The 23,556-nt window shown below is 43.4% G+C and carries 19 protein-coding genes and 1 pseudogene; 11 read left to right on the top strand and 9 right to left on the bottom strand.

The features are described from left to right. Positions 1-20 precede the first annotated feature (20 nt). Positions 21-809 carry a class II glutamine amidotransferase gene (locus QUA74_RS20385; RefSeq protein ID WP_333332924.1) on the bottom strand — a complete coding sequence of 263 codons (789 nt, stop codon included), beginning with the start codon at positions 807-809 and terminating at the stop codon, positions 21-23. A 182-nt stretch (positions 810-991) separates the two neighbouring features. On the opposite strand from QUA74_RS20385, the gene QUA74_RS20380 reads away from it, so the two are divergent. Further along, complete coding sequence (locus QUA74_RS20380; RefSeq protein WP_333332922.1) at positions 992-1,123, top strand: hypothetical protein; 132 nt, start codon at positions 992-994, stop codon at positions 1,121-1,123. A 497-nt stretch (positions 1,124-1,620) separates the two neighbouring features. Beyond that, entirely contained in the window at positions 1,621-3,540 is a 1,920-nt protein-coding gene (locus tag QUA74_RS20375) for an iron uptake porin (RefSeq protein ID WP_333332921.1), read from the top strand. Positions 3,541-4,409: 869 nt separating this feature from the next. Here the strand turns inward: QUA74_RS20375 and QUA74_RS20370 are convergent. The 4 genes from QUA74_RS20370 to QUA74_RS20355 form a co-directional block, all read right to left on the bottom strand. After that, complete coding sequence (locus tag QUA74_RS20370) at positions 4,410-5,300, bottom strand: thermonuclease family protein (RefSeq protein ID WP_333332919.1); 891 nt, start codon at positions 5,298-5,300, stop codon at positions 4,410-4,412. Between the two features lie 96 nt (positions 5,301-5,396). Beyond that, on the bottom strand, positions 5,397-5,975 hold the full coding sequence (locus tag QUA74_RS20365) for an ACP phosphodiesterase (RefSeq protein ID WP_333332917.1): 579 nt from the start codon (positions 5,973-5,975) through the stop codon (positions 5,397-5,399). 10 nt (positions 5,976-5,985) lie between these two features. Beyond that, a complete protein-coding gene (locus tag QUA74_RS20360; RefSeq protein ID WP_332952379.1) occupies positions 5,986-6,144 on the bottom strand; it encodes a ribbon-helix-helix protein, CopG family in 159 nt (52 codons plus the stop codon). A gap of 122 nt (positions 6,145-6,266) precedes the next feature. Then, positions 6,267-6,572, bottom strand: coding sequence for a hypothetical protein (locus tag QUA74_RS20355; protein ID WP_333332915.1), 306 nt, complete (start codon positions 6,570-6,572; stop codon positions 6,267-6,269). Positions 6,573-6,995: 423 nt separating this feature from the next. Between QUA74_RS20355 and QUA74_RS20350 the strand changes: the two are divergent. From QUA74_RS20350 to QUA74_RS20340, 3 genes and pseudogenes are all read left to right on the top strand, one after another. Beyond that, positions 6,996-7,541, top strand: a pseudogene (locus QUA74_RS20350) (reverse transcriptase N-terminal domain-containing protein); the annotation flags it as partial. A 52-nt stretch (positions 7,542-7,593) separates the two neighbouring features. After that, entirely contained in the window at positions 7,594-8,574 is a 981-nt protein-coding gene (locus tag QUA74_RS20345) for a reverse transcriptase domain-containing protein (RefSeq protein WP_333332913.1), read from the top strand. A gap of 21 nt (positions 8,575-8,595) precedes the next feature. Further along, positions 8,596-8,883, top strand: coding sequence for a hypothetical protein (locus tag QUA74_RS20340; RefSeq protein WP_333303486.1), 288 nt, complete (start codon positions 8,596-8,598; stop codon positions 8,881-8,883). A gap of 94 nt (positions 8,884-8,977) precedes the next feature. Here the strand turns inward: QUA74_RS20340 and acs are convergent, their stop codons facing one another. Then, positions 8,978-10,948 (bottom strand): acetate--CoA ligase, encoded by a 1,971-nt coding sequence (gene acs / locus QUA74_RS20335; protein ID WP_333332911.1) that lies wholly within the window; start codon positions 10,946-10,948, stop codon positions 8,978-8,980. Positions 10,949-11,238: 290 nt separating this feature from the next. Here acs and QUA74_RS20330 point away from each other — a divergent pair, with 290 nt between their 5' ends. Then, positions 11,239-11,898: a restriction endonuclease subunit R gene (locus QUA74_RS20330; RefSeq protein WP_333332910.1), complete on the top strand. Its 660-nt coding sequence runs from the start codon at positions 11,239-11,241 to the stop codon at positions 11,896-11,898. A gap of 21 nt (positions 11,899-11,919) precedes the next feature. Here QUA74_RS20330 and QUA74_RS20325 read toward each other — a convergent pair whose 3' ends face one another. Then, positions 11,920-12,132, bottom strand: a complete 213-nt coding sequence (locus QUA74_RS20325; RefSeq protein ID WP_333332908.1) for a hypothetical protein — start codon at positions 12,130-12,132, stop codon at positions 11,920-11,922. A 287-nt stretch (positions 12,133-12,419) separates the two neighbouring features. Here QUA74_RS20325 and QUA74_RS20320 point away from each other — a divergent pair, with 287 nt between their 5' ends. The 3 genes from QUA74_RS20320 (at position 12,420) to galT (ending at position 18,365) form a co-directional block, all read left to right on the top strand. Further along, positions 12,420-13,745 carry an AAA-like domain-containing protein gene (locus tag QUA74_RS20320; protein WP_333332905.1) on the top strand — a complete coding sequence of 442 codons (1,326 nt, stop codon included), beginning with the start codon at positions 12,420-12,422 and terminating at the stop codon, positions 13,743-13,745. 21 nt (positions 13,746-13,766) lie between these two features. Continuing rightward, positions 13,767-17,096 carry a WD40 domain-containing protein gene (locus QUA74_RS20315; RefSeq protein WP_333332903.1) on the top strand — a complete coding sequence of 1,110 codons (3,330 nt, stop codon included), beginning with the start codon at positions 13,767-13,769 and terminating at the stop codon, positions 17,094-17,096. Positions 17,097-17,342: 246 nt separating this feature from the next. Continuing rightward, positions 17,343-18,365 (top strand): galactose-1-phosphate uridylyltransferase, encoded by a 1,023-nt coding sequence (gene galT, locus QUA74_RS20310; RefSeq protein ID WP_333332901.1) that lies wholly within the window; start codon positions 17,343-17,345, stop codon positions 18,363-18,365. Between the two features lie 254 nt (positions 18,366-18,619). Here the strand turns inward: galT and QUA74_RS20305 are convergent, their stop codons facing one another. Continuing rightward, positions 18,620-18,904, bottom strand: a complete 285-nt coding sequence (locus tag QUA74_RS20305) for a hypothetical protein (protein ID WP_333332899.1) — start codon at positions 18,902-18,904, stop codon at positions 18,620-18,622. Positions 18,905-19,059: 155 nt separating this feature from the next. Continuing rightward, positions 19,060-20,037, bottom strand: a complete 978-nt coding sequence (locus tag QUA74_RS20300) for an acetamidase/formamidase family protein (protein WP_333332897.1) — start codon at positions 20,035-20,037, stop codon at positions 19,060-19,062. Between the two features lie 326 nt (positions 20,038-20,363). On the opposite strand from QUA74_RS20300, the gene QUA74_RS20295 reads away from it, so the two are divergent. Then, entirely contained in the window at positions 20,364-22,169 is a 1,806-nt protein-coding gene (locus tag QUA74_RS20295; protein WP_333332896.1) for a metallophosphoesterase family protein, read from the top strand. 134 nt (positions 22,170-22,303) lie between these two features. Then, positions 22,304-23,551: a DUF262 domain-containing protein gene (locus tag QUA74_RS20290; RefSeq protein ID WP_333332894.1), complete on the top strand. Its 1,248-nt coding sequence runs from the start codon at positions 22,304-22,306 to the stop codon at positions 23,549-23,551. Positions 23,552-23,556: the final 5 nt, after the last annotated feature.

The raw sequence follows: 23,556 nt of genomic DNA, 5'->3' as shown, positions 1-23,556 counted from the left end.
TTAAATTTGTTTAAATCTCGTTAACTTAACTCCAGCCGCCCAGAATTGAGCGGCAAACCATCCTGAAATACCAGCAATTCTCCCCGCTGGATTTGCGTCCAAACTTCGTTATCTGTCAGCGGAAAAGTAGCAATAACAGCCACGCGATCGTCCTCGTTGGTCAATTCCCGAAAATCGACAGTTACATCTTCGTCGATCGAGTGAGCGCTAGCAAAAGGTGCTTGTCGCACAATATAATGCAGATTAGTAGAACAGTGGGTGAACAAGTGTTCTCCATCGGAAAGTAAATAATTAAAAATTCCGTGTTCTGCCAAACTTTTAGTGATTTCCTCCAGTACCGGGTAAATTTCCTCTAAAGCAGGCTTGCTTTGAGGAAAAGTGGAGCGCAGCTTTTCTAATATCAAACAAAAAGCTTTTTCGCTGTCAGTTTTGCCAACCGGTTTGTAAACTCCGGCACATTCTGGATAAAAATTTTCGAGATTTCCGTTGTGAGCAAATACCCAATAACGTCCCCAAAGTTCCCGAATAAAAGGGTGGCAGTTTTCCAGAGCAATTTTGCCTTGCGTAGCTTTGCGGATGTGAGCAATGACGTTAGTTGAATGAATGGGATAGCGACGTACTACTTCTGCAACCGGAGAAGCAATCGCAGGTTTAGAGTCTATAAAAAGGCGACATCCCAAACCTTCAAAGAAAGCAATTCCCCAACCGTCTTGATGAACGTCCGTTTTGCCCCCCCTTGCAGAAAAACCCTCAAAAGAAAAGCAAATATCTGTCGGAACATTGCAGTTCATTCCCAGTAATTGGCACATAGCTTTTAAGTCTCTGGAGTGTGGATCGATCGCGCAGCTATTGGCAGCTACAGATTTGCGGTGATAATATTATAGTATTAACGGGTTAAATACACATAATATTTGGCTTAATCAACCTTAATGATACTGAAGTTAAAAACTTGGCGATCGGTAAAAAAATCGCTCGTGTTTCCCTGCGAACGATGTTAACCGATAAATCGCTGTACACTTTTTCCCGTGTAGACAGCGAGTATAAAATGTTAGCCGATATCCGGGAAGGAATTGATAGGACTTTGATGGTTTGGCAGCACCGTTTGAAGGCCTATAACAATTAGCCGGCCATTCACCTCATCAAAAATTATGGAAAGATTAGTTTGCTTAAATGCTCTGGGAACTGAATCTGGTGTTTATGAATGGTGCTGGACAAGACGATATATACTGTATAAAAAGCTAAGCAATGGTGTATTTGGGTCTCGATTATATCCGCCCCCACATCATTAATATTACTACTTAACTATCCGACCGAGAGCGAGATTTTTTGATTAAAATTAAAGACAAGGGCACAGGAATGTCTGAGGAAATAATATCGCAGATTTTTGATTTTTCCTTCATTACAAAATCTGTTATAAAAAACGGGAACCGGATAGTCAATCAGGCGTCACATAGGGGAAGAAACCGAGGGCGGCAGTTTGACTTGTTCCTCGGTTTTGGGAGAAGGAATGGAATTTACGATCGCCCTTCATCTCAAATAGTACGCGCGTGCGTAGCTATCCCGTCGGGAATCGCGCTTTTTCTCACTTTTTTGGTCTTAAACTCACAAAGTATAAATAATATGAAAAATCATAAGTGCGATCGACAAATTTGGAAAATCCTTAGCAGCTTAATACTAGGATTCGGATTGCAGGCATTATTCAGCATTCCAGCCTTAGCAGAAACGACAGATCCTGAAACAACAGCAAATAGTGAAAATTCAGAACATCCAGTTAATGAATGGTATCAATTACCCGCACCGACAAATAATCTAGCGGATAATTTTGATCGTAATCTCGATCGACAATCCCTCGAAGCTTCTCACAATGTAGATGTAATTTCACCGATAAACCCCACATCGGAGCCGCCTGTACCTATCGCGAGTGAGAGAGAAACTCACATATCCGAAGCCAGCGAAACCCAGCCGGCAGAAATACCTCCGTTAGTTGAAGAAAATAAATTAGAAAATCCCCCATTAGTTTACCCTGCTGAAAACTCAATAGAACAAGTTACATCAGTTTCCCAACTCAGCGACGTACAGCCCACAGACTGGGCATTTCAAGCCCTGCAATCCTTAGTAGAAAAATACGGCTGCATAGCTGGATACCCCGACGGAACCTATCGTGGAAACCGCGCTATAACCCGCTATGAATTTGCAGCCGGAGTCAATGCTTGTTTAGATAAAATCCGCGAGTCCATCGCCAAATCAACTGAAAGTCTAGCTAAGCGAGACGACTTAATAAAACTGCAAAAATTGCAAGAAGAATTTGCCGCAGAAATTGCCACAATGCGAGGCAGAGTGGATGTGCTAGAAGCGCGAACTAGCGAACTAGAAGCCAATCAATTTTCGACCACAACTAAGCTGTCGGGATTTACAATTTTTGGGATACAAGGGCGCACTGCCAACCGTGCTGATCGGACTCCCAGAGACGGCAAAAGAGATACCAAAGACCCCGGTACAAATGTCAACACCATTAACCTAAATCAATTCTACTTAACCACTCAATTTAGTCCTCGCAGTAACTTATTAATCGGTTTTTACAACCAGAACGGAGGCACTTCACCACAATTAACCGAAGACGTAAACCTTGCTTATAATTTAGCCGAAACTTCTGGATTAACTCTCAGCGACCTCAACTACCGCTTTCTGGTCGGGGACAAATTGGCAGTGTTTGCAGGAACAGCAGGAGTTAACATGATTACCGCTTTTCGAGGGCCGAATCGGGCAGAAAGTGCAGCTTCCGGCCCCCTTTCTGCCTTCGCCCAAAGAAACCCAATTTTGAACACTGGTTTGGGTTTAGGCGGCATCGGCCTTGACTGGCAATTTGCGAAGCGAGCCAGTTTGCAAGCAGTTTATTCTACTAACATTCCCGGATTTTTTGTCAGTTCTAATGGGTCTACAGGACACAATACCTTGGGTGTACAACTAACTCTGACACCAGCCGATCCCGTTGATTTTACTATCTATTACGTTAACGATTATTCGCCGAACGGTAATCTGATTAGTTTGGCAGGGGATAGCCAATTAACTGCTATTAATCCTAACACAAATAAGTCCGCATCTCTGGAAACAAATGCAGTTGGATCAAGTTTAAATTGGCGCATTTCATCGCGAGTTTCTATGGGAGGTTGGGCTGGTTATACAAATTCTCGCATTCCTGGTAAATCTGGTACGGTAGCCACTACAAATTATATGGTTTTTGTAAATTTTCCCGATTTGTTTAAAGCCGGAAATTTAGGAGGAATTTATATCGGGCAACCGCCTAAAATTGTCAGCAGCAATTTACCTACAGGCAATAACGTTCCTGATTTTTTAGATACGGGTTTAGGGCGATCGGGCGGGCAACCCGGAACGACTACTCATGTAGAGGTATTCTACCGCTGGCAGGTGAATGATAATATCAGCGTCACCCCTGGATTAATCTTGATTTTTCAACCCGGTCATACTCCCGATAGCGACCCGATCTCAGTTGGTGTACTGAGAACTTCATTCTCCTTTTAAGAGTTTAATCCTGTGGGGCCGGGTTTAGTAAATCGCGAATTGCAAACAATTTTGGTGAACTCGGCCCGGAGGAACGGCCCACAAGAAAATTTAATTTTGTGGAACAGGCAGGATGCCTGTTCAGCGAGAAAGGTGTTTTTCCGTCAGCAGACAGTCATATTAAAACCCCAGCGGGATGTCCTAAGATTTTTTCTCAGTAAAAACCCGCTATCTTTACTAAAGCTTTACATTTAGTAGTAATTTCCCCGTTTATATCTTTCTTTCCTACATACACATACCTAATTATTAAGTTTAAAAAAATACGCAGAAACACGCTTGAAATATAAGTTTTCCTAACTTAATCTATTATTAGGAGCATTACTAATAGTTCTTTAAGTTTAGGTTTAGATAAATATGATTAAATCAACGGGCTATGTTGGGTTTCTGAGCTTGGCTGTAATTTCTGTTATGACTGCCTATCCATGTCACGCACAAACGACAGTCAAATCGCAGACAAATGTAACTGAAACACCGGATATCACAAGTACCCAGTCACCAAATTTTGCTAACACTTCTGCGAACGCTCTCTGGAAAAATCCTACTATTTCTAAATCTTTTACCGTCTCAGAATTGAATAGCACACCTCCTAACTCTCGTCCTCCTATAACAACTCCTCCAAATCAATCTGCACGCACAAATCCATTAGGATGTCGATTTTTTGATACTCCTTCAATGCAGCAATAAATGTTCCTGCATCTCTGGATAAATAGAATATCATGGCTGAATTGAGGGCGATCTTTTTTAGGATAGCCCTCTATTTGTGCGATCGTACTTCCGAAGAACATTATATGCAGTAAAAATGATTGATGAAATTAACTCTAGTTTAAATATTATCGGGGAAAATCAGAAAGTTGTTTGATATCCCTCAAAACAATTTGAGGCTTCCCTTTGTACTGTTCTACCTTCCCGCTGACATACACATATCCCCGTCCCACACCCGCATAACGCTTCTCGATTAGCCGCTTCAAGGGAGCCATTTCATCAGTTTCAGCATCTGGTATCCACAAATCTAATTTATGATACACCGAACCAGCATAAATTAGAGCGCTGCCACCGATCCATTTAGTAATTCCCGCCTGCAAATCGCAGAAAATAGTTATAGATTTAGCTTTCTCAGAAGCAGCTAATATTTTCGGGTAGTGCAACCTCAAAGAAAGCGCTCCTGCCGTTGCTTCCGACAACCGAAACTCTTCAACAATCGAGGCTCGCATCGACCACCAAGGCAGTAAATTAGCATAGTTGCGAGAGGGAATTTTGGCATTGATAATCGGATTCCAAATCATCAGATTGTAAGCTTTTGCCGCCGATTCTGCCTCAGTCATTTGGCGGTGATATAATCGGGAGCGGCCGTATTTTACAAAGTAGGGACTCCAGCCTTCTGCAATCAGTTTCAGATTGTAATTTTCTCCGTCTTTATGCACATAACAAAGGAGGCGGCCGTAGTTATCGCGGTGTTTTTCCACCGCAATTTCTATCGGGTCATCTGTATCAAATTCTATGTCAATTTGAGCAAGTCCGCCATCTGCTGTGGCGAAGTATTTTTTAGCCATTTCCGAAGCTGCTTTCCCCGCCGCAGTTACAGGTTTGGAACCTCCCGAATGACTTTCTTCTGTATCGACGCAAATCAGGCGCAGAGATTCGGTTTTGCCGTTGAGAGAAATTTTGATGCTGTCGCCGTCAACTACTTTAGTTATTTGCAAGTTCGGAATTCTGGTTGCCATATTTTCAACCCTGTTGCACTTGAGATTTCATGCAGATATCGGTTGAATCATACACGAGTTCGTTATCAAGAGCAACTGTAATTTTTGTTGTTTGTATTAATATTTGTCAACTGTGGCGTATTTTATCAACTCGGGGAAAAAATCTCGAAAATCTGATTCTAATCGCTGATAGTTAGCGGTCAAATCTTCTATGCCGCTTGCCAAGTTGTTTGTCCGTTTGAGTCGCGCCGACATTCTTGTAAGAGTGATGCCGATTTCGGCAATTTCCTGATAAGATGAAAGCAAGTCGCGGGCAATTATTGTTGGCAGCACCCGCTGGAGAGACTCAGGTAATATATCGCGGTTGTCTTGCAGGATTTTATAGACATCCTGAGAAAAATCGCGGAGCGGAATTTCTGAATATTCCAGCCAATTTTTAGCCAAGAAGTGGTCGTAAAACACGTCAATCAAAACTCCAGCAAACCTGCGTCTATCGCCGCAAACAAGGCTTTTACTCGATCGCACTATGGGGTGAGTGTCCGTGTAGCTATCTACTTTGCGGTGCAAATCGATGCCCTTTCTAATTTCCTCGGGATATAGGTTGACTGCCGAACCTTTGACAAAATCTCCTAAGAGATTGCCAATCAGGGATTCTGGCGTGCCTTTTGATAAGAATAGATGAGCCAAATAATTCATCGATTATCAATTAATTTTTGTGGAGCGATCGAGTTTCACCTTCCAAGCTCCTAATATATTCGCGAATCACATCGGTCTTTGTTCGACCGCTGTTCGCGCAATAAGCTTCCAGCCGAAGCATTTCGATTTCAGGCAGTCGAATGGTTAGAACTTTAACATTGTTACTCATACTGCAATTATACTGAAAAATGCAGTACAATTATAGCAGATAAATGCGCCTTGGCAGAATGTTGCCGCACCATGCCAAGACGACTTCCCCGAAGTTGAACGTCCAACAAAGGAGCAATTTAATTATGATTCAAGATCCAGAAAAAGAACCAGAACGCTGAGACGAGCCGATTTTAGCGGATAACCCCAAGCAAGCGAAACAGGAGTGCCAAAAACGAGCCGATCGCTACCGAGTTGAATTAGAATCTGTAACTCAACCCGGAAAAGTCGAAAATCGCCCTCAAGTGTACCGTTGCAACTACAAGGAGAAAGAGTGTGCGATTCGTTGGAACGTGAATCACGGTAAAAGCCCGTACATAACGTTTCCAGCCACAAGGCTGAACTCTCGGTATGATAAGGGTGCAAGTCCCTTCTGTCAGACTCAGGCATGACTCCCTATCTGCCCACACCGACCAAGCTCGATTCTTGGAGAGTGAAGCTGGGAACAGGGCGCAACCAGACACCCAACGTGGGGTGACACTGGCGCTAATGGGGAGTTCCAATGGTGAAACAGAGCCTAGAAAAGTAACTTACTCCTAAGCGGGTCACAGACCAAAAATCCCGACTTCACTGGAGCTTATTCCCGCCGAATTGTACATTTAATATCGGCAAGAGTCCTGGGAATCCAGTAGTTAAATTGGCTCCACCTAAAGGAACAATCAATCTAACCGAGGGAACGAAGAAAAACGGACTAAGGGTCAAGGGGAAGTCGAACCCTTTCGTAGGCTAGACGAGCAGCGGAATCCCCTTAGTTCGGGTAGGACAGACCGTAATTGGTCTGAGGTGTTCAGAAAACATAAGTTAGAGCAGCGCATGATTAGACACAGCAGCAATGTTAGTGAATCTTGGAAGACGTTACCTTGGAAGAAATTCCGAAGGGACTTATTTCGCCTACAAAAACGAGTGTTTAAAGCGATTCAGGTTGGAGACAAGCCGAAAGCGAAGTCCCTCCAAAAGCTAATTCTGAAATCTCGGGCTGCAAGAATGTTGGCGATACGTCAAGTAACGCAACTGAATGCTGGCAAAAAGACTGCGGGAATCGACGGAAAAGCCTCACTCACATTTGAGGAAAGGTTCGCACTGAGTGAAGAACTCAGAGCCAAAAGCAACAACTGGAAACATCAGAAGTTGCGCTCAATACCAATCCCTAAAAAGGATGGGAGTACCCGCCTCCTTAAGATACCGACTATCGCCGATAGAGCGTGGCAATGCCTCGCAAAATACGCGCTAGAGCCAGCACACGAAGCAACCTTCCACGCCCGGAGTTATGGGTTTAGAACAGGAAGGTCGGCGCATGACGCGCAGAAAACTCTGTTCGACAACCTACGCTCTAAGAGCAACGGAATAGAGAAACGGGTTATCGAGCTCGATATCGAAAAATGCTTTGACAAGATAAGCACGCGCGAGCATAATGGAACGACTCATCGCCCCAAGGGGCATCAAGACCGGAATATTCCGCTGTCTAAAATCAGGAGTCAATCCAGAATTTCCAGAACAAGGAACCCCGCAAGGGGGCGTGGTAAGTCCATTACTAGCCAATATCGCTCTCAATGGGATCGAAGGAATACATCAATCAGTCCGTTACGCGGACGACATGGTAATAATTCTGAAGCCCAAAGATGACGCACTGGCAATACTTGATAAAGTCAGCGAATTTCTGGCAGAACGAGGTATGAAGGTTAGTGAAAAGAAAACCAAGCTAACGGCTGCGACAGATGGGTTTGACTTCCTCGGTTGGCATTTCAAAGTGCAAAACAACGGGAAATTTAGATGCGTCCCATCAGCGGACAATTTTAAAGTGTTCCGTCAGAAGGTAAAACACATAGTTAACAACCCGAATTATGGTGCTACAGTCAAAGCTGAGAAATTAGCCCCTGTAGTTAGAGGCTGGAGAAATTACCATCGCTACTGTAAGTTGGAAGGGTCACGGTTATCACTGTGGTTTATCCAAAAAAGAGCCTTCAAGGTATTCAATAAGGAATCGAAACAATCTCGCGACACCAGCAAAAAACTGCTGGATAAAGCATTCCCGACGGTTCCTTACTCCGAAAATAAATTCGTCAAAATCAAAGGGGAAAAATCACCTTACGACGGAGATATAGCCTACTGGAGCGAGCGTAATAGCAAGCTTTACAACGGCGAAACCTCTAGAGCTTTAAAACGGCAAAACCATAAATGTGGGAAATGTGGTCTAAAAATGCTAGGCGATGAAAAGGTACATCTGCATCACGTAGATGGTTGCCACAGTAATTGGAAAATAAACAACCTTCTAGCGGTTCACGAAAGTTGCCACGATTGTCTACACATGAGCAAAGGCGCAAGCCAAGAACATCGGGAGCCGGATGCGGGGAAACCAGCACGTCGGGATCTAACTGAGAGGTGCGGAGGATAATACCTCCCATCGACTCAAACAATGGCTGTTCTGGAATGTGTAAAACCAGGTGCTAAATTCGGTCAAATTATTCTGGCCGTCGATCTGACTGTTGCCGGTGCTGTCGATCGCGTTCTGGCAAAAATTCAAGACTTGGGATATGACCCAGAAATTCGTCATGTCAACTATCCGTCTGGAGTTCACGTCTTGGCAATTCTCAAAGACGAACAGCACAAGCAAGCAGTTGATGATGACTACTTGCTGGAGGATTGGCTACAGGTAAGGTCTGAAATTAACGCCGATGCCGTTCATCTGTGGCGCGGCAAATAAGCAAATTAACAATTAAACCGCAGATGAATGCAGATGTAATCTTATCTGCGTTCATCTGCGTTTATCTGCCTACATCTGCGGTTGCAAAATACCCCTACGAACCTCCCCGCAACTTATCCAAAACCGTCCGGTCTTCCAAAGTGGAAGTATCCCCAGAAACCTCTTCTCCCGCAGCTAAAGAACGCAGCAACCGGCGCATGATTTTGCCGCTTCGCGTTTTCGGCAAAGCATCGGTAAATCGAATTTCGCCGGGACGGGCGATCGCCCCAATTTCCTTAACAACGTGCTGCTTCAATTCCTTAGCCAATTCATCGCTAGGTTGCTGCGAGTTGTCCAGCGTGACAAAAGCCACAATTTCCTCACCTTTAATCTCGTCGGGTTTACCAACAACCGCAGCTTCCGCCACCGCTGGATGCGATACCAAAGCTGACTCGACTTCCATTGTGCCGAGTCGGTGTCCGGCCACATTTATTACATCGTCAACGCGGCCCATTACCCAGAAATAACCGTCTTTGTCCTGGTGCGCGCCGTCTCCAGCAAAGTACACGAATTCGCCATCTTTCGGGTGCAAATATTCCCAATAAGTGCGGCGGAAGCGATCGGGATCGTTGTAAAGTGTACGCATCATTCCCGGCCAAGGATGCTTCACCACTAAATAACCGCCGCTTTCGTTAGTGACTGGTTCGCCATCTTGGTCAACAACATCGGCTACAATTCCGGGGAACGGTAGGGTTGCAGAACCGGGTTTTGTAGGAATTGCACCGGGCAAAGCGGTAATCATAATTCCCCCGGTTTCTGTTTGCCACCAAGTATCGACGATCGGACAATTCGAGTTGCCAATTACGCGCTGATACCACATCCAAGCTTCGGGATTTATCGGTTCGCCGACGGTTCCTAACAATCGCAAAGAGGACAAATTTCTGGCATTTGGCAATGGTTCACCCATTTTCATAAAGGTGCGAATTGCGGTGGGTGCAGTGTAGAAAACTGTGACGCCGTATCTTTCAATTACATCCCAAAAACAGCCGGGATTAGAAGGGCGAGGAGCACCTTCATACATTAAAGTTGTCGCACCGTTGGACAGTGGCCCGTAGACTATGTAACTGTGTCCGGTAATCCAGCCTACATCAGCAGTACACCAGTAGACATCGGTATCTTGAAGGTCGAATATCCACTTGGTTGTCATGTGGGTATAAAGGTTATAACCACCGGTTGTATGGACGACTCCTTTGGGTTTTCCGGTACTTCCAGAAGTGTAAAGAATGAACAGCAAATCTTCGCTATCCATCGGTTCGGCCGGACAGTCAGCGGATGCACCTTTTTGCAATTCATGCCACCAGCGATCGCGCCCTGGTTCCATGTCAATTTGCTGTTTGGTGCGCTGAACTACCAGAACGTTGGTAACGCTGGGTACGGCATCATTTGCTAATGCTTTGTCTACTTGTGTTTTGAGGCCGACTGCTGCATCTTTGCGGAAGCCTCCGTCAGCGGTGATGACGAGTTTTGCTTGGCCGTCGTTGAGGCGATCGCGCAAAGCTTCTGCACTAAAACCGCCAAAAACAACGCTGTGTACTGCACCGATTCTGGCGCAGGCTAGCATGGCGATCGCAGCTTCGGGAATCATGGGCATATAAATGCCGACGCGATCGCCCTTTTGAACTCCCAATTCTTTGATGACGTTCGCCATTTGGCAGACTTCGCGGTGGAGTTGCGCGTAGGTGAGGGTGCGGGAGTCTCCGGGTTCGCCTTCCCAAATCAGGGCGGCTTTATTTTTGCGCCAAGTGGTTAAGTGTCTGTCCAGACAATTGTAAGAAATATTAATTTTACCGTTGACAAACCATTTAGCAAAAGGCGGTTGCCAGTCGAGCACGGTATCCCAGTTTTGGAACCAGTGCAATTCTTGGGTGGCGAGTTCTGCCCAGAATGCTTGGGGGTCAGCTTTGGCTTTGTCGTAGAGGGCTTGGTACTCTTCTAGGCTTTTGATGTGAGCTTTTTGGGAGAATTCAGCGGGCGGCTGAAATAGGCGTTTTTCATGCAGAATTGATTCGATCGTATCTTGTGACATTGCTTTTAACTTTAGCTTCGGTTAGTCTTTTTAACTATTGTTTGCATAACTTGGGGCAAAAGTATGTTTATTTTCCTTAAGACTTTGGGAAATTTTGTAAGAGGTTGAGAGGTAGTTCTTTTTTTGCTCGCCGATGAAGGCCGATTAACGCAGATGAATAGGATTTTTTAGCCTATTTAATGCTTGATTACTTTTAGTAATTATTGTGCTAACTTTTTTTAAAGTGTACTTTTTTGTAAATTATATCAGCTATAATTAGGTAGTTAGTAAAATTTAATTAAATGAAAGCTATGACCCAAAATTTAGAAGCAAGCCAACTTTCGCTAAATGACGTTCGTCGCCTTCTCAAACTGGAAGAGCGAGAAGGAGACGCCTTCACCGATTTTTTCTCTCTGGAACCGCTGTCAGAATTAGAACAGCAGGAAACATTAAAAATTAGAACTGACTTTCGACGCTACTTATCAGCCGGAAAAGTTTCAGAAGAACTCGTTAAATTTTTAGTGCTTTCACCGTTAATGAGATTAGCAGGATTTTTTGATATTCCGATCGTGCTGACAATGGAAGATAGCATCCCGATCGAGGTTGAGGATGGGGATACTTTAATTAAAGGGCGCTTGGATATTTTAGCGGTAAATCAGCCGGATGCAGAACTCGCGGCGGCACAGTTTTGGATTTTGGTAGTCGAGGCGAAAAATAGTGCGATCGATCCTTGGGCCGGTTTGCCGCAATTGCTGACTTATGCTTATAAAAGTTTGCAGCAGCAATCGTCTGTTTGGGGATTGACGACGAATGGACGTAACTATCAGTTTGTGTATCTGACGCGGGGCAATCCTTGCACTTATCAGATTTTACCGGAATTGAATTTGATTGACAAAGAGCGATCGCTCTTGTTGGCGCAAGTGTTGAAAGCTATTTGCAAGTTGCAGAATGTGCAGTTGCAGTTGGCTTAACAAGGGCGATCGCATCGGATATTATTGTGAGGGTGGAGTCGTGTGCTCGATCGGTGGAACCTTTTGTACAGGAGTTGGCGGTTGTTCATTCCGCAAAAGTTCGATCGCACTTGGTGTTAAAGGAATCGTCACTAGGAGGATGGGTACACAAACTTTCTCTAAGAACCATTTGATATCTGAGTTAGACTGCTTCTTCAAAAAGTTCCGTCTATTATTCGGTTTTTCTGGTTTCATTTTTTTTAATCTCTATCTACATTTCCTACGATATCTGGATTTTTTGTGTTCGCGGGCGATCGTCAATTTAGCCTCCCAAATTAGTTGTTAAGTAAAATTTTGAAGAGATTGTGAGTTGCGCTTGAAGGATTTGTGAAAGAGTTTGTGAGAAAAAACTCACAAATCACTTTTGGCTGAGAAATTTGTGAAAATTCACTAGGGATTGAATGAACAGCTATCCTAAAGCTCTAAGTTATGCTAATTTAAGAGAAATTAGGCAGGTTTGAGGCTGAGGTGGAATGGAGAAGATGACTAAACAGGAGTTTGAGGCTATCTATACAGACAAGCTTAAAACAAAACAGCGTCCCGTGCTAAAGGAGTTCTTGCAAAATAAGTCAGACCAACAAATCGCTAACTCTCTCACCCCAAAAGTAACGAGGTCGTGTGTCAGCGATCATATTTCCAATATTTGCCAGTCATTTAATATCAAAAATGAGCCAGGTGGAGGATATACGCAACGTGAAGAGTTAATTATATTATTTGTAAAACATAAACCTGAATTAGTTTGTGAAGAGTTATTAAAGGAATATGGGAAAAGAACCCCTGAACCTCGAAAAATATTAGAAGTTCCAGAAGGCCCAGTGCCATTAAATTCTGAGTTTTATATAGAGCGTTCCCGAATGGAAGCTGACTGTTATCAGCAGATTTTAGGACGGGGATCAATGATTCGCATTAAAGCTCCCAAGTTCATGGGAAAAACTTCTCTATTAAATCGCATCATCGAACGCGCACAAACAAATGATTATCGATTAGTGCGTTTAGATTTTAGAGATGCTGAAACAGAAATTTTTAGTAGCTTAAATAAATTTTTCCACTGGTTTTGCTTGAATATCAGCCAACAGCTCAAACTAGAATCTAATATCGATAAATATTTACAGGGGCGCGGCGGAATTCTCGTAAATTGCAAAAACTACTTTCAAACTGAAGTTTTAGAAGCTATAGATTGTCCTTTAGTCTTGGCTTTAGAAGAAATAGACTGTATTTTTTCTTATGAGGAAACTGCCCGAAACTTTCTGAGTATGTTACGAAGTTGGTTTGACGAAACTAAGAAAACAGACATTTGGGAAAACTTGCGAATGGTGCTGCTCCATTCTACAAATGTTTACGTGCAATTAGATGTTAATCAATCACCATTTAATGTCGGGTTTCCAGTAGAGTTGACCGAATTTAGCCAGCCAAATATTCTAGATTTAGCCAGCCGCCATCTATTATCTTGGGGAACTGATGAAGTTGGCGCATTGATGGGAATGGTTGGGGGTTATCCTTATCTGGTACGCAAGGCGCTTTATCATTTGAATGATCCCAATATATCTTTAGCAGACATTTTGCAAAATGCAGCTACAGATGTGGGAATTTACCGCCAGTATTTGCAGGAACACTGGGCAAACTTGCAAAATTCTTCTGAACTCAAAGCGGCTCTCAAACAAGTTATTTTTGCAGACAGTGCGGTCAAATTAGAACAGGTGCTAGAATTTAAGTTACTGAGTACGGGTTTAGTTAAACAAAATCAGCATGGTATCACTCCTAGCTGTCAGTTATATCGGGATTATTTTGTGGAAAAGTTTCGAGATTAGAGTCGAGGGTAAAACCAGATTATGACCGTTTATCAATATCAAGTTGGTGGCTCTTTAGGATACGAACATCCTACCTATGTTAAGCGTCAGGCAGATAGCGAACTTTATGCTAGTTTGATAGCAGGAGAATTTTGTTATGTGTTGAACTCCAGGCAAATGGGCAAGTCTAGCTTGCAAGTACAAACGATGAAACGCTTGCGCGAAAAAGCAGGCTTTAAATGTATTGCGATCGATTTAACAGATATCGGTAGCAAAACTTCAGACTACTGGTATTTTGGGATTATTTCTGAGTTGGTTCGAGGTGGAACACTCTCCAGAAAGGTGGATGCTGATAGTTGGTGGCAGCAGCGACAATTGTTGTCGCCGTCTCAGCGATTGAGTCAGTTTATTGAAGATGTTTTATTGACAGAGATTTCGCAAAACATTGTTATTTTTATTGATGAAATTGATTCGATTTTAAATCTGGGCTGGAAAGATGATTTTTTTCTTTTAATCCGCGCTTGCTATAACAAAAGAGCGATTAATTCTGAATTTGAGCGCCTTGCTTTTTGTCTTTTGGGAGTTGCCACGCCAGCAGATTTGATTCGCGATAAAGACCGCACACCTTTTAATATTGGTAAGGCTATTGATTTAACAGGCTTTACTTTTGAGGAAGCTCGACCTGCTTTAATTCCTGGCTTAATGGGAGAGCGAGCGCAGGAAATATCAGAGGAGATATTAGCTGAGGTTTTTCATTGGACAAAGGGGCAACCTTTTTTGATGCAAAGACTCTGCCGACTGATGGTATATCAATCTGCCCGTGGGATTTCTGATGTGAAAGCTTTAGTGCAAAAGTATGTCATTGAGAATTGGGAAGCGAATGATGAACTAGAACATTTAAAGACAATTAGAGATCGCTTGCTGCTTGACTATCAAGACCGCACGGCGCTACTGCTGGGTATTTATCAGCAAATACTGACGGACGCGGAGCATAAAATTTGTGCTGATAATAGTCTGGATCAAAGAAGGTTACAACTTTCAGGATTGGTCGTCAAACGCAACGGATATCTACAAGTTTATAACCCCATATACGCAGCTATTTTCGACCTCGATTGGGTACAGCAAGAATTAGCGAAACTCCGCCCCTACCAAGAAAATTTCGCCGCTTGGATCGCCTCAAATCGTCAAGATACTTCCCGACTGTTGCACGGTCAAGCGTTGGATGATGCGTTGCAGTGGAAAGTGGGGAAACGTTTAAGCGATGAGGACAATGATTTTTTAGATGCCTGTCGAGATGATGAACGTCAAGAACTGAGGACATCTAATAAATTATTAAAAGAAGTTCGCAGACAATTTAGAGAAATTATAAAAATTGATGAAGCTGCACGCATGGCGTTAAATTTTTTTCAGTCTAAGGGAAAGCAAATAGAAGCCTTACGGGCAGCTATCAAAGCAGGAGAAGATTTAAAAAAGTGGATACCAGATAATCCCCCGGTTTCCGAATATCCCGTTACCAATCCTCTGTTAGTTTTGCAAATAATTCTTTCTAAAATCCGCAATAAATGCCTATTTGCGGGACATAATAAATTGATCCAAAGTGTCAGTTTTAGCCCGACTGGAGATGCGATCGCTACTGCCTCAAATGACGGCACAGTCAAATTGTGGGACTTACAGAGCAATTGCTTGGCAACATTCACCGGACATAAGAAATCAGTAAACAGTGTCAGTTTTAACCCGACTGGAAATGCGATCGCTACTGCCTCATCTGACAAAACAGCCAAATTGTGGGACTTGCATGGCAAATGCTTAAAAACATTCACCGGACATAAGAAATCAGTAAACAGTGTCAGTTTTAACCCGACTGGAAATGTGATCGCTACTGCCTCAAATGACGGCACAGTCAAATTGTGGAACTTGCAGGGCAACTGCTTGAAAACTTTCACCGGACATGATGGCGGGGTAAATAGCGTTAGTTTTAGTCCGAATGGAGATGCGATCGCTACTGCCTCAAATGACGGCACAGTCAAATTGTGGGATGACTTGCAGGGCAAATGCTTGAAAACTTTCACCGGACATAATAAATCGGTAAATAGTGTCAATTGTAGCCCCAAAGGAGATGCGATTATTACTGCCTCAGATGACAACATGGCCAAATTGTGGGACTTGCAGGGCCAATGCTTGGTAATATTCACGGGACATCAGAAATCGTTAAATAGTGTCAGTTTTAGCCCCACAGGAGATGCGATAGCTACTGCCTCATCTGACGGCACGGCCAAATTGTGGGACTTGCATGGCAACTGCTTGACGACTTTTAGCGGACATAATAACTCAGTAAAAAGTGTCTGTTTTAGCCCTACAGGAGATGCGATCGCTACTGCCTCACATGACGGTATAGTCAAATTGTGGGACTTGCAGGGCAACCGCTTGACGACTTTTAGCGGACATAATAACTCAGTAAAAAGTGTCTGTTTTAGCCCCAAAGAAAATGCGATCATTACTGTTTCACATGACGGCATAGTCAAATTGTGGGACTTGCAGGGCAACCGCTTGAAAACTTTCACCGGACATGATGGCTGGGTAAATAGTGTTAGTTTTAGCCCCACAGGAGATACGATCGCCACTGCCTCAGATGACAAAACCGCCAAATTGTGGGACTTGCAGGGCAACTGCTTGGTAACATTCACCCATAATGACTTAGTAAATAGTGTCAGTTTTAGCCCGAATGGAAATACTATCGCTACTGCTTCATTGGATAAGACCGCCAAATTGTTGAATTTGCAAGGCAACTGCTTGGTAACATTTATTGGACATAATGACTGGGTAAATAGTGTTAGTTTTAGCCCCACAGGAGATACGATCGCCACTGCCTCAGATGACAAAACTGCCAAATTGTGGGACTTGGAAGGCAACTGCTTGGTCACTTTTACTGGACATAATGACTCGGTAAATAGTGTCAGTTTTAACCCCACAGGAGATGCAATCGCTACTGCCTCACATGATGATGGCACTGCCAAATTGTGGGACTTGAAGGGCCACTGTTTGGTAACATTCACCGGACATAATAAATCGGTAAATAGTGTCAGTTTTAGCCCTAAAGGAGATACGATCGCCACTGCCTCAGATGACGGGACAGCCAAATTGTGGGACTTACAGGGTAATTTACTTGCAAACTTTAGCGGCTATAAGGGCAATTTGCTCAAAGGTGAGGCAGATTTTGTGAAGTTGAAAAGTCCGATTTATAGTATTTGTTTTAGTCGAGACGGGAAGTTGTTGATAACAGGTGATGCGGATGGAAAGGTGCGGTTTTGGCCGATCGAAAGTTTGGACGAGTTGTTGGCGAGGGGGAGGAAATGGCTTGGTGAGAAAATTTAAGCGCTGATGCACGCGGATGATTTGAATTGAGCAACGATTTTACGATGCTTTTTCACTTGTTCAAACTGCTATTAGCTTTACCCACTTTAGACACCATAATTATTGAATAATTCGGGTATCTAGCAGACTACAAGCCGGAAATTCAAAAATCAAGATTTATTAAGATTTTACTAAAAAGCGATGACAAATCACAAATCATGTATCTAAAATAAGAGACAATTTGACCCGGAAACTGAAGGTAAGAAAATGTCTGAACTTAGACAAAATCTAATTACCAGAGATTGGGTAATCATCGCCACCGAACGGGCGACAAGACCGGATCAATTCGCTAACAAAAAAAAGTCAGCCGCAGCAGTGCCACCGCACCGGGCCGATTGCCCGTTTTGCGTGGGAAATGAGGAAGATGGAACCTTAGAAACTTGCCGTTTGGGCGATCGCACTGGCTGGAAAGTCAGGGCAATTCACAACAAATATCCCGCCCTCTCCCCGACAGCAGAATGGATGAGGATATCATCGGGAATTCACCGCACGATGGCGGGAATCGGCATTCACGAGGTAATTGTCGAACATCCGCGACACGATTTGACGACAGCTTTGTTGAGTGTTGAAGAAGTTGAAAACATACTTTTAGTATACCGCCAGCGCTATGTAGAAATTAGAAAAAATCCCCACATTGAAACAATTATTATCTTCAAAAATCACGGCGAAACTGCCGGAACATCTCTCGAACACCCCCACTCGCAGATAGCAGCGACGCCCGTTGTACCCAGCCAATTTCGCAGCCGTATAGACGAAGCTATTAGATATTTTGACGACACGGGAGAATGCCTCTTTTGCCGGACTTTGGAAGATGAATTAGCGGCGAAAGAAAGAGTGATTTGTGAGAGTGAACATTTTGTGGCTTTTATCCCTTACGCTGCACTTTCACCGTTTCACACTTGGATTTTTCCGCGCCGACATTCCTCTTCATTTGATGAAATTACTGAGGTGGAAATTACGGATCTTGCTGATACTTTGAAAACTGTACTGGCTAAGCTTTATTACGGATTGAACAATCCCGATTACAACTATAATATTCGATCGGTGCCGAGCGCCCAACGGGCCACAAAATACTTTCACTGGTATATCGCAATTGTTCCCAGAGTCACCAAGCAAGCTGGGTTTGAGTTGGGCAGCGGGATGTTTATCAATACTGCTTTGCCCGAAGAAAGTGCGGCGTTTTTGCGATCGATCGAAATCCCTAGCGACAATAATTTCCCCCCCATCTAAAGTATCCTACATCACAATACGTCAAATTTACTTCAAATGGGGGTGGAAATGCACGTAGCTACTCTTAGTTGCGAGTCTGCGTTGGGGGAGGAAACTGATATTATTGGAGGTTTGATATTTGAGATTAAAGAATTGGGAATAACGCATGATCTAAGGGTTTAGATCACCGGGCTCAAGTTGGATTCTTTTTTTAAACTGGTATAACTTACGCTCTAAAGTTATGAACGTACAAATACTTATGGATTTTACCAAACTCACAATAAACTTTCGACATACTGCCAGCCGTCGTCGCTAAAAGTAGCTCTCAACATATCTCTAATTTTGGCATCGATCGATAATATCCCCTCGCCCGAGTCACCATTCTCGCCACTTTCGCAACTGTCATCAGACATATGTTCTTGGATGTGGGCCAGAGTATCGGCGAAATTAGCCAGAAAATAATGTTCGTGCACCCACGCTGTCGGATCGGGTATTGCTGTATTCTCAAAAGCTCGATCGACTAAATCTTTTTTGGCAACATCGTCAGTCTGGTTTTTCATGTTGAGTTCGATTTAGGTAGAACTGGTAACTTATCTATTTTAAGCTTAATTGTCAACAGGAGCGCGATCCCGATCGACCACAGCAGTGACAAATTTGTGTAGTTTGTGCGATCGCGATCCTAATTTTTTGGTCGCTCGCGTGTTATCATACTACATCAAACTCGGTGGTCAATAATTTTTATCTCCGGCAAAATACACTTGGGCATCATTCCGTGAACTCCTTTCTGAGGATTGTTGACAGCCTGCGTAATCCGAAAATTTACCGATAGGGAACACAAAACATAAGCATCTTCTTCTTTGAAACCTGCAAAAGTCTGGAGCCAATAAACCGTCTGTTTTACCGCCATCTCAAACGCTTCATCTAATGTTCTACCAAATCCCATAATCACAATATGAGTGGGCGTTTCCGCAAACGGAAATATCAGAAATAAATCCTTGCGTAAGATGATTTGAATAGTCCCGTTCATCGAAGTTTCAATGGCAGTACCGTCAACTTCACCGTCTCCTTGTGCCGAATGTCCGTCGCCGATGGACAGTAAACCGCCGCGCAGAAAAACAGGTAAAAATAACCGCGTTCCTGGTTGGATCTCCTGATTGTCCATATTGCCTCCGTAGCGCTCTGGAGGAATAGAAGAACGGTTGATTTCTGCATTGGCAACGCCGATTATTCCAAAAAAAGGATGCAGGGGAATCCGAATGCCGCTACCTGGGGGAAATGCAGCAGTTTTTTGCTCTAAATCTAGCGGAATAAACCGCAATTTAGGTTCGGAGAAATACTCCGGTAAAGCTCCCCATCCGGGCCGAATTGCATTAAATCCTACTGGTAAACTTGGGTAAACATCCTCAACGTGAATTTCTAAAACGTCTCCCGGTTCGGCATTGTTAACATAAATCGGGCCTGTCAGCAAGTGGGGCCCCGGCCCAACTTTGCGGTTGGGAGGCAAATTCTGACAAATATCTAAAAATTCGGGGGTGAGAAATTCGGGCGGCGCTTTGTCAGCAACATAATATCCTGAATAGGTTTCGATATCGATGCGATCGCCCGAATCCACCCTTAAAGCAGGTTCGATATTCGGAGAAAAACCGCCCAAGTGTACGGTTTTGCAGTTAGCTTTGAGAAGGTGGCGGGTCATGGGATTTTAGATTTTAGATTTTAGATTTTAGATTGAAGGAAGCGTGTTAAGAAGGTTATATCGCAAGTCTCAATTATTTTTGAGAAAGATTTTTTTTTTAATTAACCGCAGAGGGCGCAGAGGGCGCAGAGAAAGAGAATGGAGAGATCAGAAGATGTGAAAAAATGGTTGAAGTTTGTTAGATGTGAGATATTTTACTAATTTCTTAACTTTTTGATAACCTTGGTAGTTTAAAATTTAAAGTTGGCGGCGCGGGTTTATATGTATTTGGGGGGGAGTTCTGTTTGGCTGGTGAAACCCCCCCTACAACTAATGACTAATGACTTATGTTAACGCCTTTGCCCAATAAAGTAGAAGTTTCTCAAGGTTATTCTCGCAATCCATGGTTTTTTGGTGTTTTGATTTTGATTGTCCTATTGCTAGGTTTCATGATGCAATCTTACCTTAACAAACCGCAGCTTTTAACCGATCCGTTTCTGCAACTTCCAACAGCAAACTCGATGCGAGTTGTTTGGTTTACCGAGTTTTCCGGTACTCGCAACACTGTTGCTTATGGCGAAAATTTGAATCAAATTGTGACCGCAAATACTACCAAGCTAAGCCGCACTCGCGAAGACAAAGACTCGCGCATTTCCGATGAAATCAAACAAAGCATAATTGACAGCAATCCAATTGTCCGCGACATCTGGCGACACGAAGCAGAAATCCCCAATTTAAGGCCCGGTGTTCGCCTTCCTTATCGAGTCACTAGCGAAAGGAAAGACGGCGCATCTGTCAGCAGCAAAGTTTTCACTCTTTCTGCGACACCAGCAGCAGGAAGTGCGCTCAAAATCCTCCTCACTTCCGACCATCAATTGATGCCTATGACAGCAGCAAATCTCCAGAAAGTAGCCGAAACAATGGGGAGAGTTGACGCGGTTTTGATGGCTGGGGATTTAATTAATATACCCGATCGCGCTTCCGAATGGTTTGACGACTACCGAGGCCGCGCCTTCTTTCCCGCTCTGCAAGGTCGCGCATTTTCCGAACTCGACAAAAACGGCATCAAAACCGTTTACAGCGGCGGCGAACTGATCCAACACGCGCCTTTATTTCCCGCCATTGGCAATCACGAAATCATGGGTCGCTTTGCAACCAACAGCAAACTCGATGACCAATTTAATGATCCTTTTCCCCGGGCCGCTGCCGAGAAAATATACGCTCAACGTGCTGGCTCTTTGAATCCTAATAATGACCCTTATGTGCGGAAAATATGGCTAGAAAACAATAGTTTTAATAGCGATACCTATGACGAAATTTTCAATTTACCGGGAGGCAAAAATTACTATGCTGTGACTTTTGGGGACGTGCGGTTAGTTACTTTGTATGTTACGAATATCTGGCGGACTCCGAATTTAGATCCAGGTGCTAGAGGCAGGTATCGCGAACGGGACGAAGATTTTAATAATCCCGAAAAATGGGGATACGGACAGCATATTTTTGAGCCGATTGTCAAGGGCAGCGCTCAATATACTTGGCTGCAACAAGAGTTAAAGAGTGCGGAATTCCAGCAGGCAAAATATAAAATTGTGATGTTTCACCACCCGCCGCATTCTCTGGGTGACAATATTGTACCTGCTTATACTGATCCAGTGCAAATAGTCGATCGCGCTGAGAATGGCGAGATTAAAATGGTGCGTTACGAGTATCCGAAACAGCAAGATTATCTGATTCGGGATGTAGTGCCGCTACTAGAAACAGCGGGGGTGCAGTTGGTATTTTACGGACATTCGCACTTGTGGAATCGGTTTGTAAGTTCCAGCGGAATGCACTTTTTGGAGAGTTCTAATGTTGGCAACAGTTACGGTGCTTTTGCGGGGGAAAAGCGCCGATTTGTGCCGCCGGCATATCGGGAAGATTACAGCGCTATTGGAGACCCGAACGGATTGGAACCTGTGGTGCCGACTGTTGCGCCTTTGTTGGGAGAAGACGGGCGGCCGCTGCCGTATATTGATAGCAACGATATTACGGCTTTTACTATTTTTGATACGGGGGAGGGTACGGTTAGCAGCTACTATTTTGATACGCGGAAACCAGAGTCGGAAGTGGTGAAGTTTGATGAGTTTAAGTTGAAAAATTCGCCATCTAGCTGAAAAATACGTAAAAATTAAAAGCGATCGTTTTCATAATCGATAAATTAGTTACTGCTATGATAACTTAAGGCTTCTGACTTCTGCTATACTTAGGTATTTGTATCCAAATTAAACTTACCCAGTAGAGCGCGGTCATGCCTGAACTAAACCTCTTAGAAAAACAAGAAGAAGTAAGCTTCGATGAAGAAGATGAAGCTCTAGATTATGAGCTTGAATCTAATGGTAATCCCAAATCAGTATTAGACGAAATTTCCGAAATAATTGTAGCTGGAAATGACTGGACTACAGCCACCATCCTCGATCAACTTGTTCGTGACAATATTCAACTTAATCCAAGATTTCAAAGACGAGATGCTTGGGATATAACTCGCAAAAGCAGGTTTATTGAATCTATTTTTCTAGGATTTCCCATTCCAGATATAGTTTTGGCCTCTCAAGAGAAAAAGCGCGGAAAATTTGTAGTTCTTGACGGCAAGCAACGCTTGCTTACGATTCTGCAATTTTATGGAAGGAGCGAAACTCCCAACGATAGTTTTGCTTTGAAAAACTTAGAATTTAGACCTGAACTCAATGGTTGTACGCATGAGGATCTAAAAAACGATCTTCTCCATAGTTCTGTACTTGATGCACTCGATAATCAAACTCTTCGTACTACATTGATTCGGAATTGGCATACAGAAAGTTTACTCTACAAAATTTTTCTCCGTCTGAATGTAGAAAATACTCCGCTATCTCCCCAAGAACTCAGGCAAGCATTGCATCCAGGTGATTTCATCAATTTTTTAGATGACGAATCAATTAAAAATCAGGCTTTAAGAAAAATACTTAAATCCCAAAATCCCGATCCTCGGATGCGCGATGTCGAATTATTACTGCGATATGTAGGATTCCATCATTTTTTATCCGATTATCGCGGTAATCTTAAAGTGTTCCTGGATATGACTTGCAAAAAGCTCAACAAGGATTGGAAAGAGAAAGAAACTGAGGTCAGATATACAGTTAGCCAATTTGAAAAGGCAGTGCAAACAACCACTACAATATTTGGAGAAGAAAATATATTTCGTGTGTGGTTGAGTAGTTCTAATACTTACCGAGGCAAGTTTAATCGAGCTATTTTAGATGTAATGGTTTTTTATTTTTCAGATCCAGTTATTAGTGAAGCTGCTGAGAAGAAGCCGGCGGGTGTGCAAAAAGCTTTTAAAGAGTTATGTTCATCATCTAATAGCGAATTCAGAGAAGCGGTTGAGAAAAGCACAACTAGCATTCGCGAAACTCATACTCGTCTCTCACTGTGGGGCAAAGCTTTGTTAAAGGTTTTGGATGTAGAGTTTAATGTACCTGAACTCGTAGATAACCATATTATCTTTAACGGTTTGAGGTAAGTTAT

The sequence above is a fragment of the Microcoleus sp. LAD1_D3 genome, assembly GCF_036702135.1.
Taxonomy (GTDB): Bacteria; Cyanobacteriota; Cyanobacteriia; order Cyanobacteriales; family Microcoleaceae; genus Microcoleus.
Note: the sequence above shows the minus strand (reverse complement) of the source record. Positions and strands in the feature narration are given on the sequence as shown.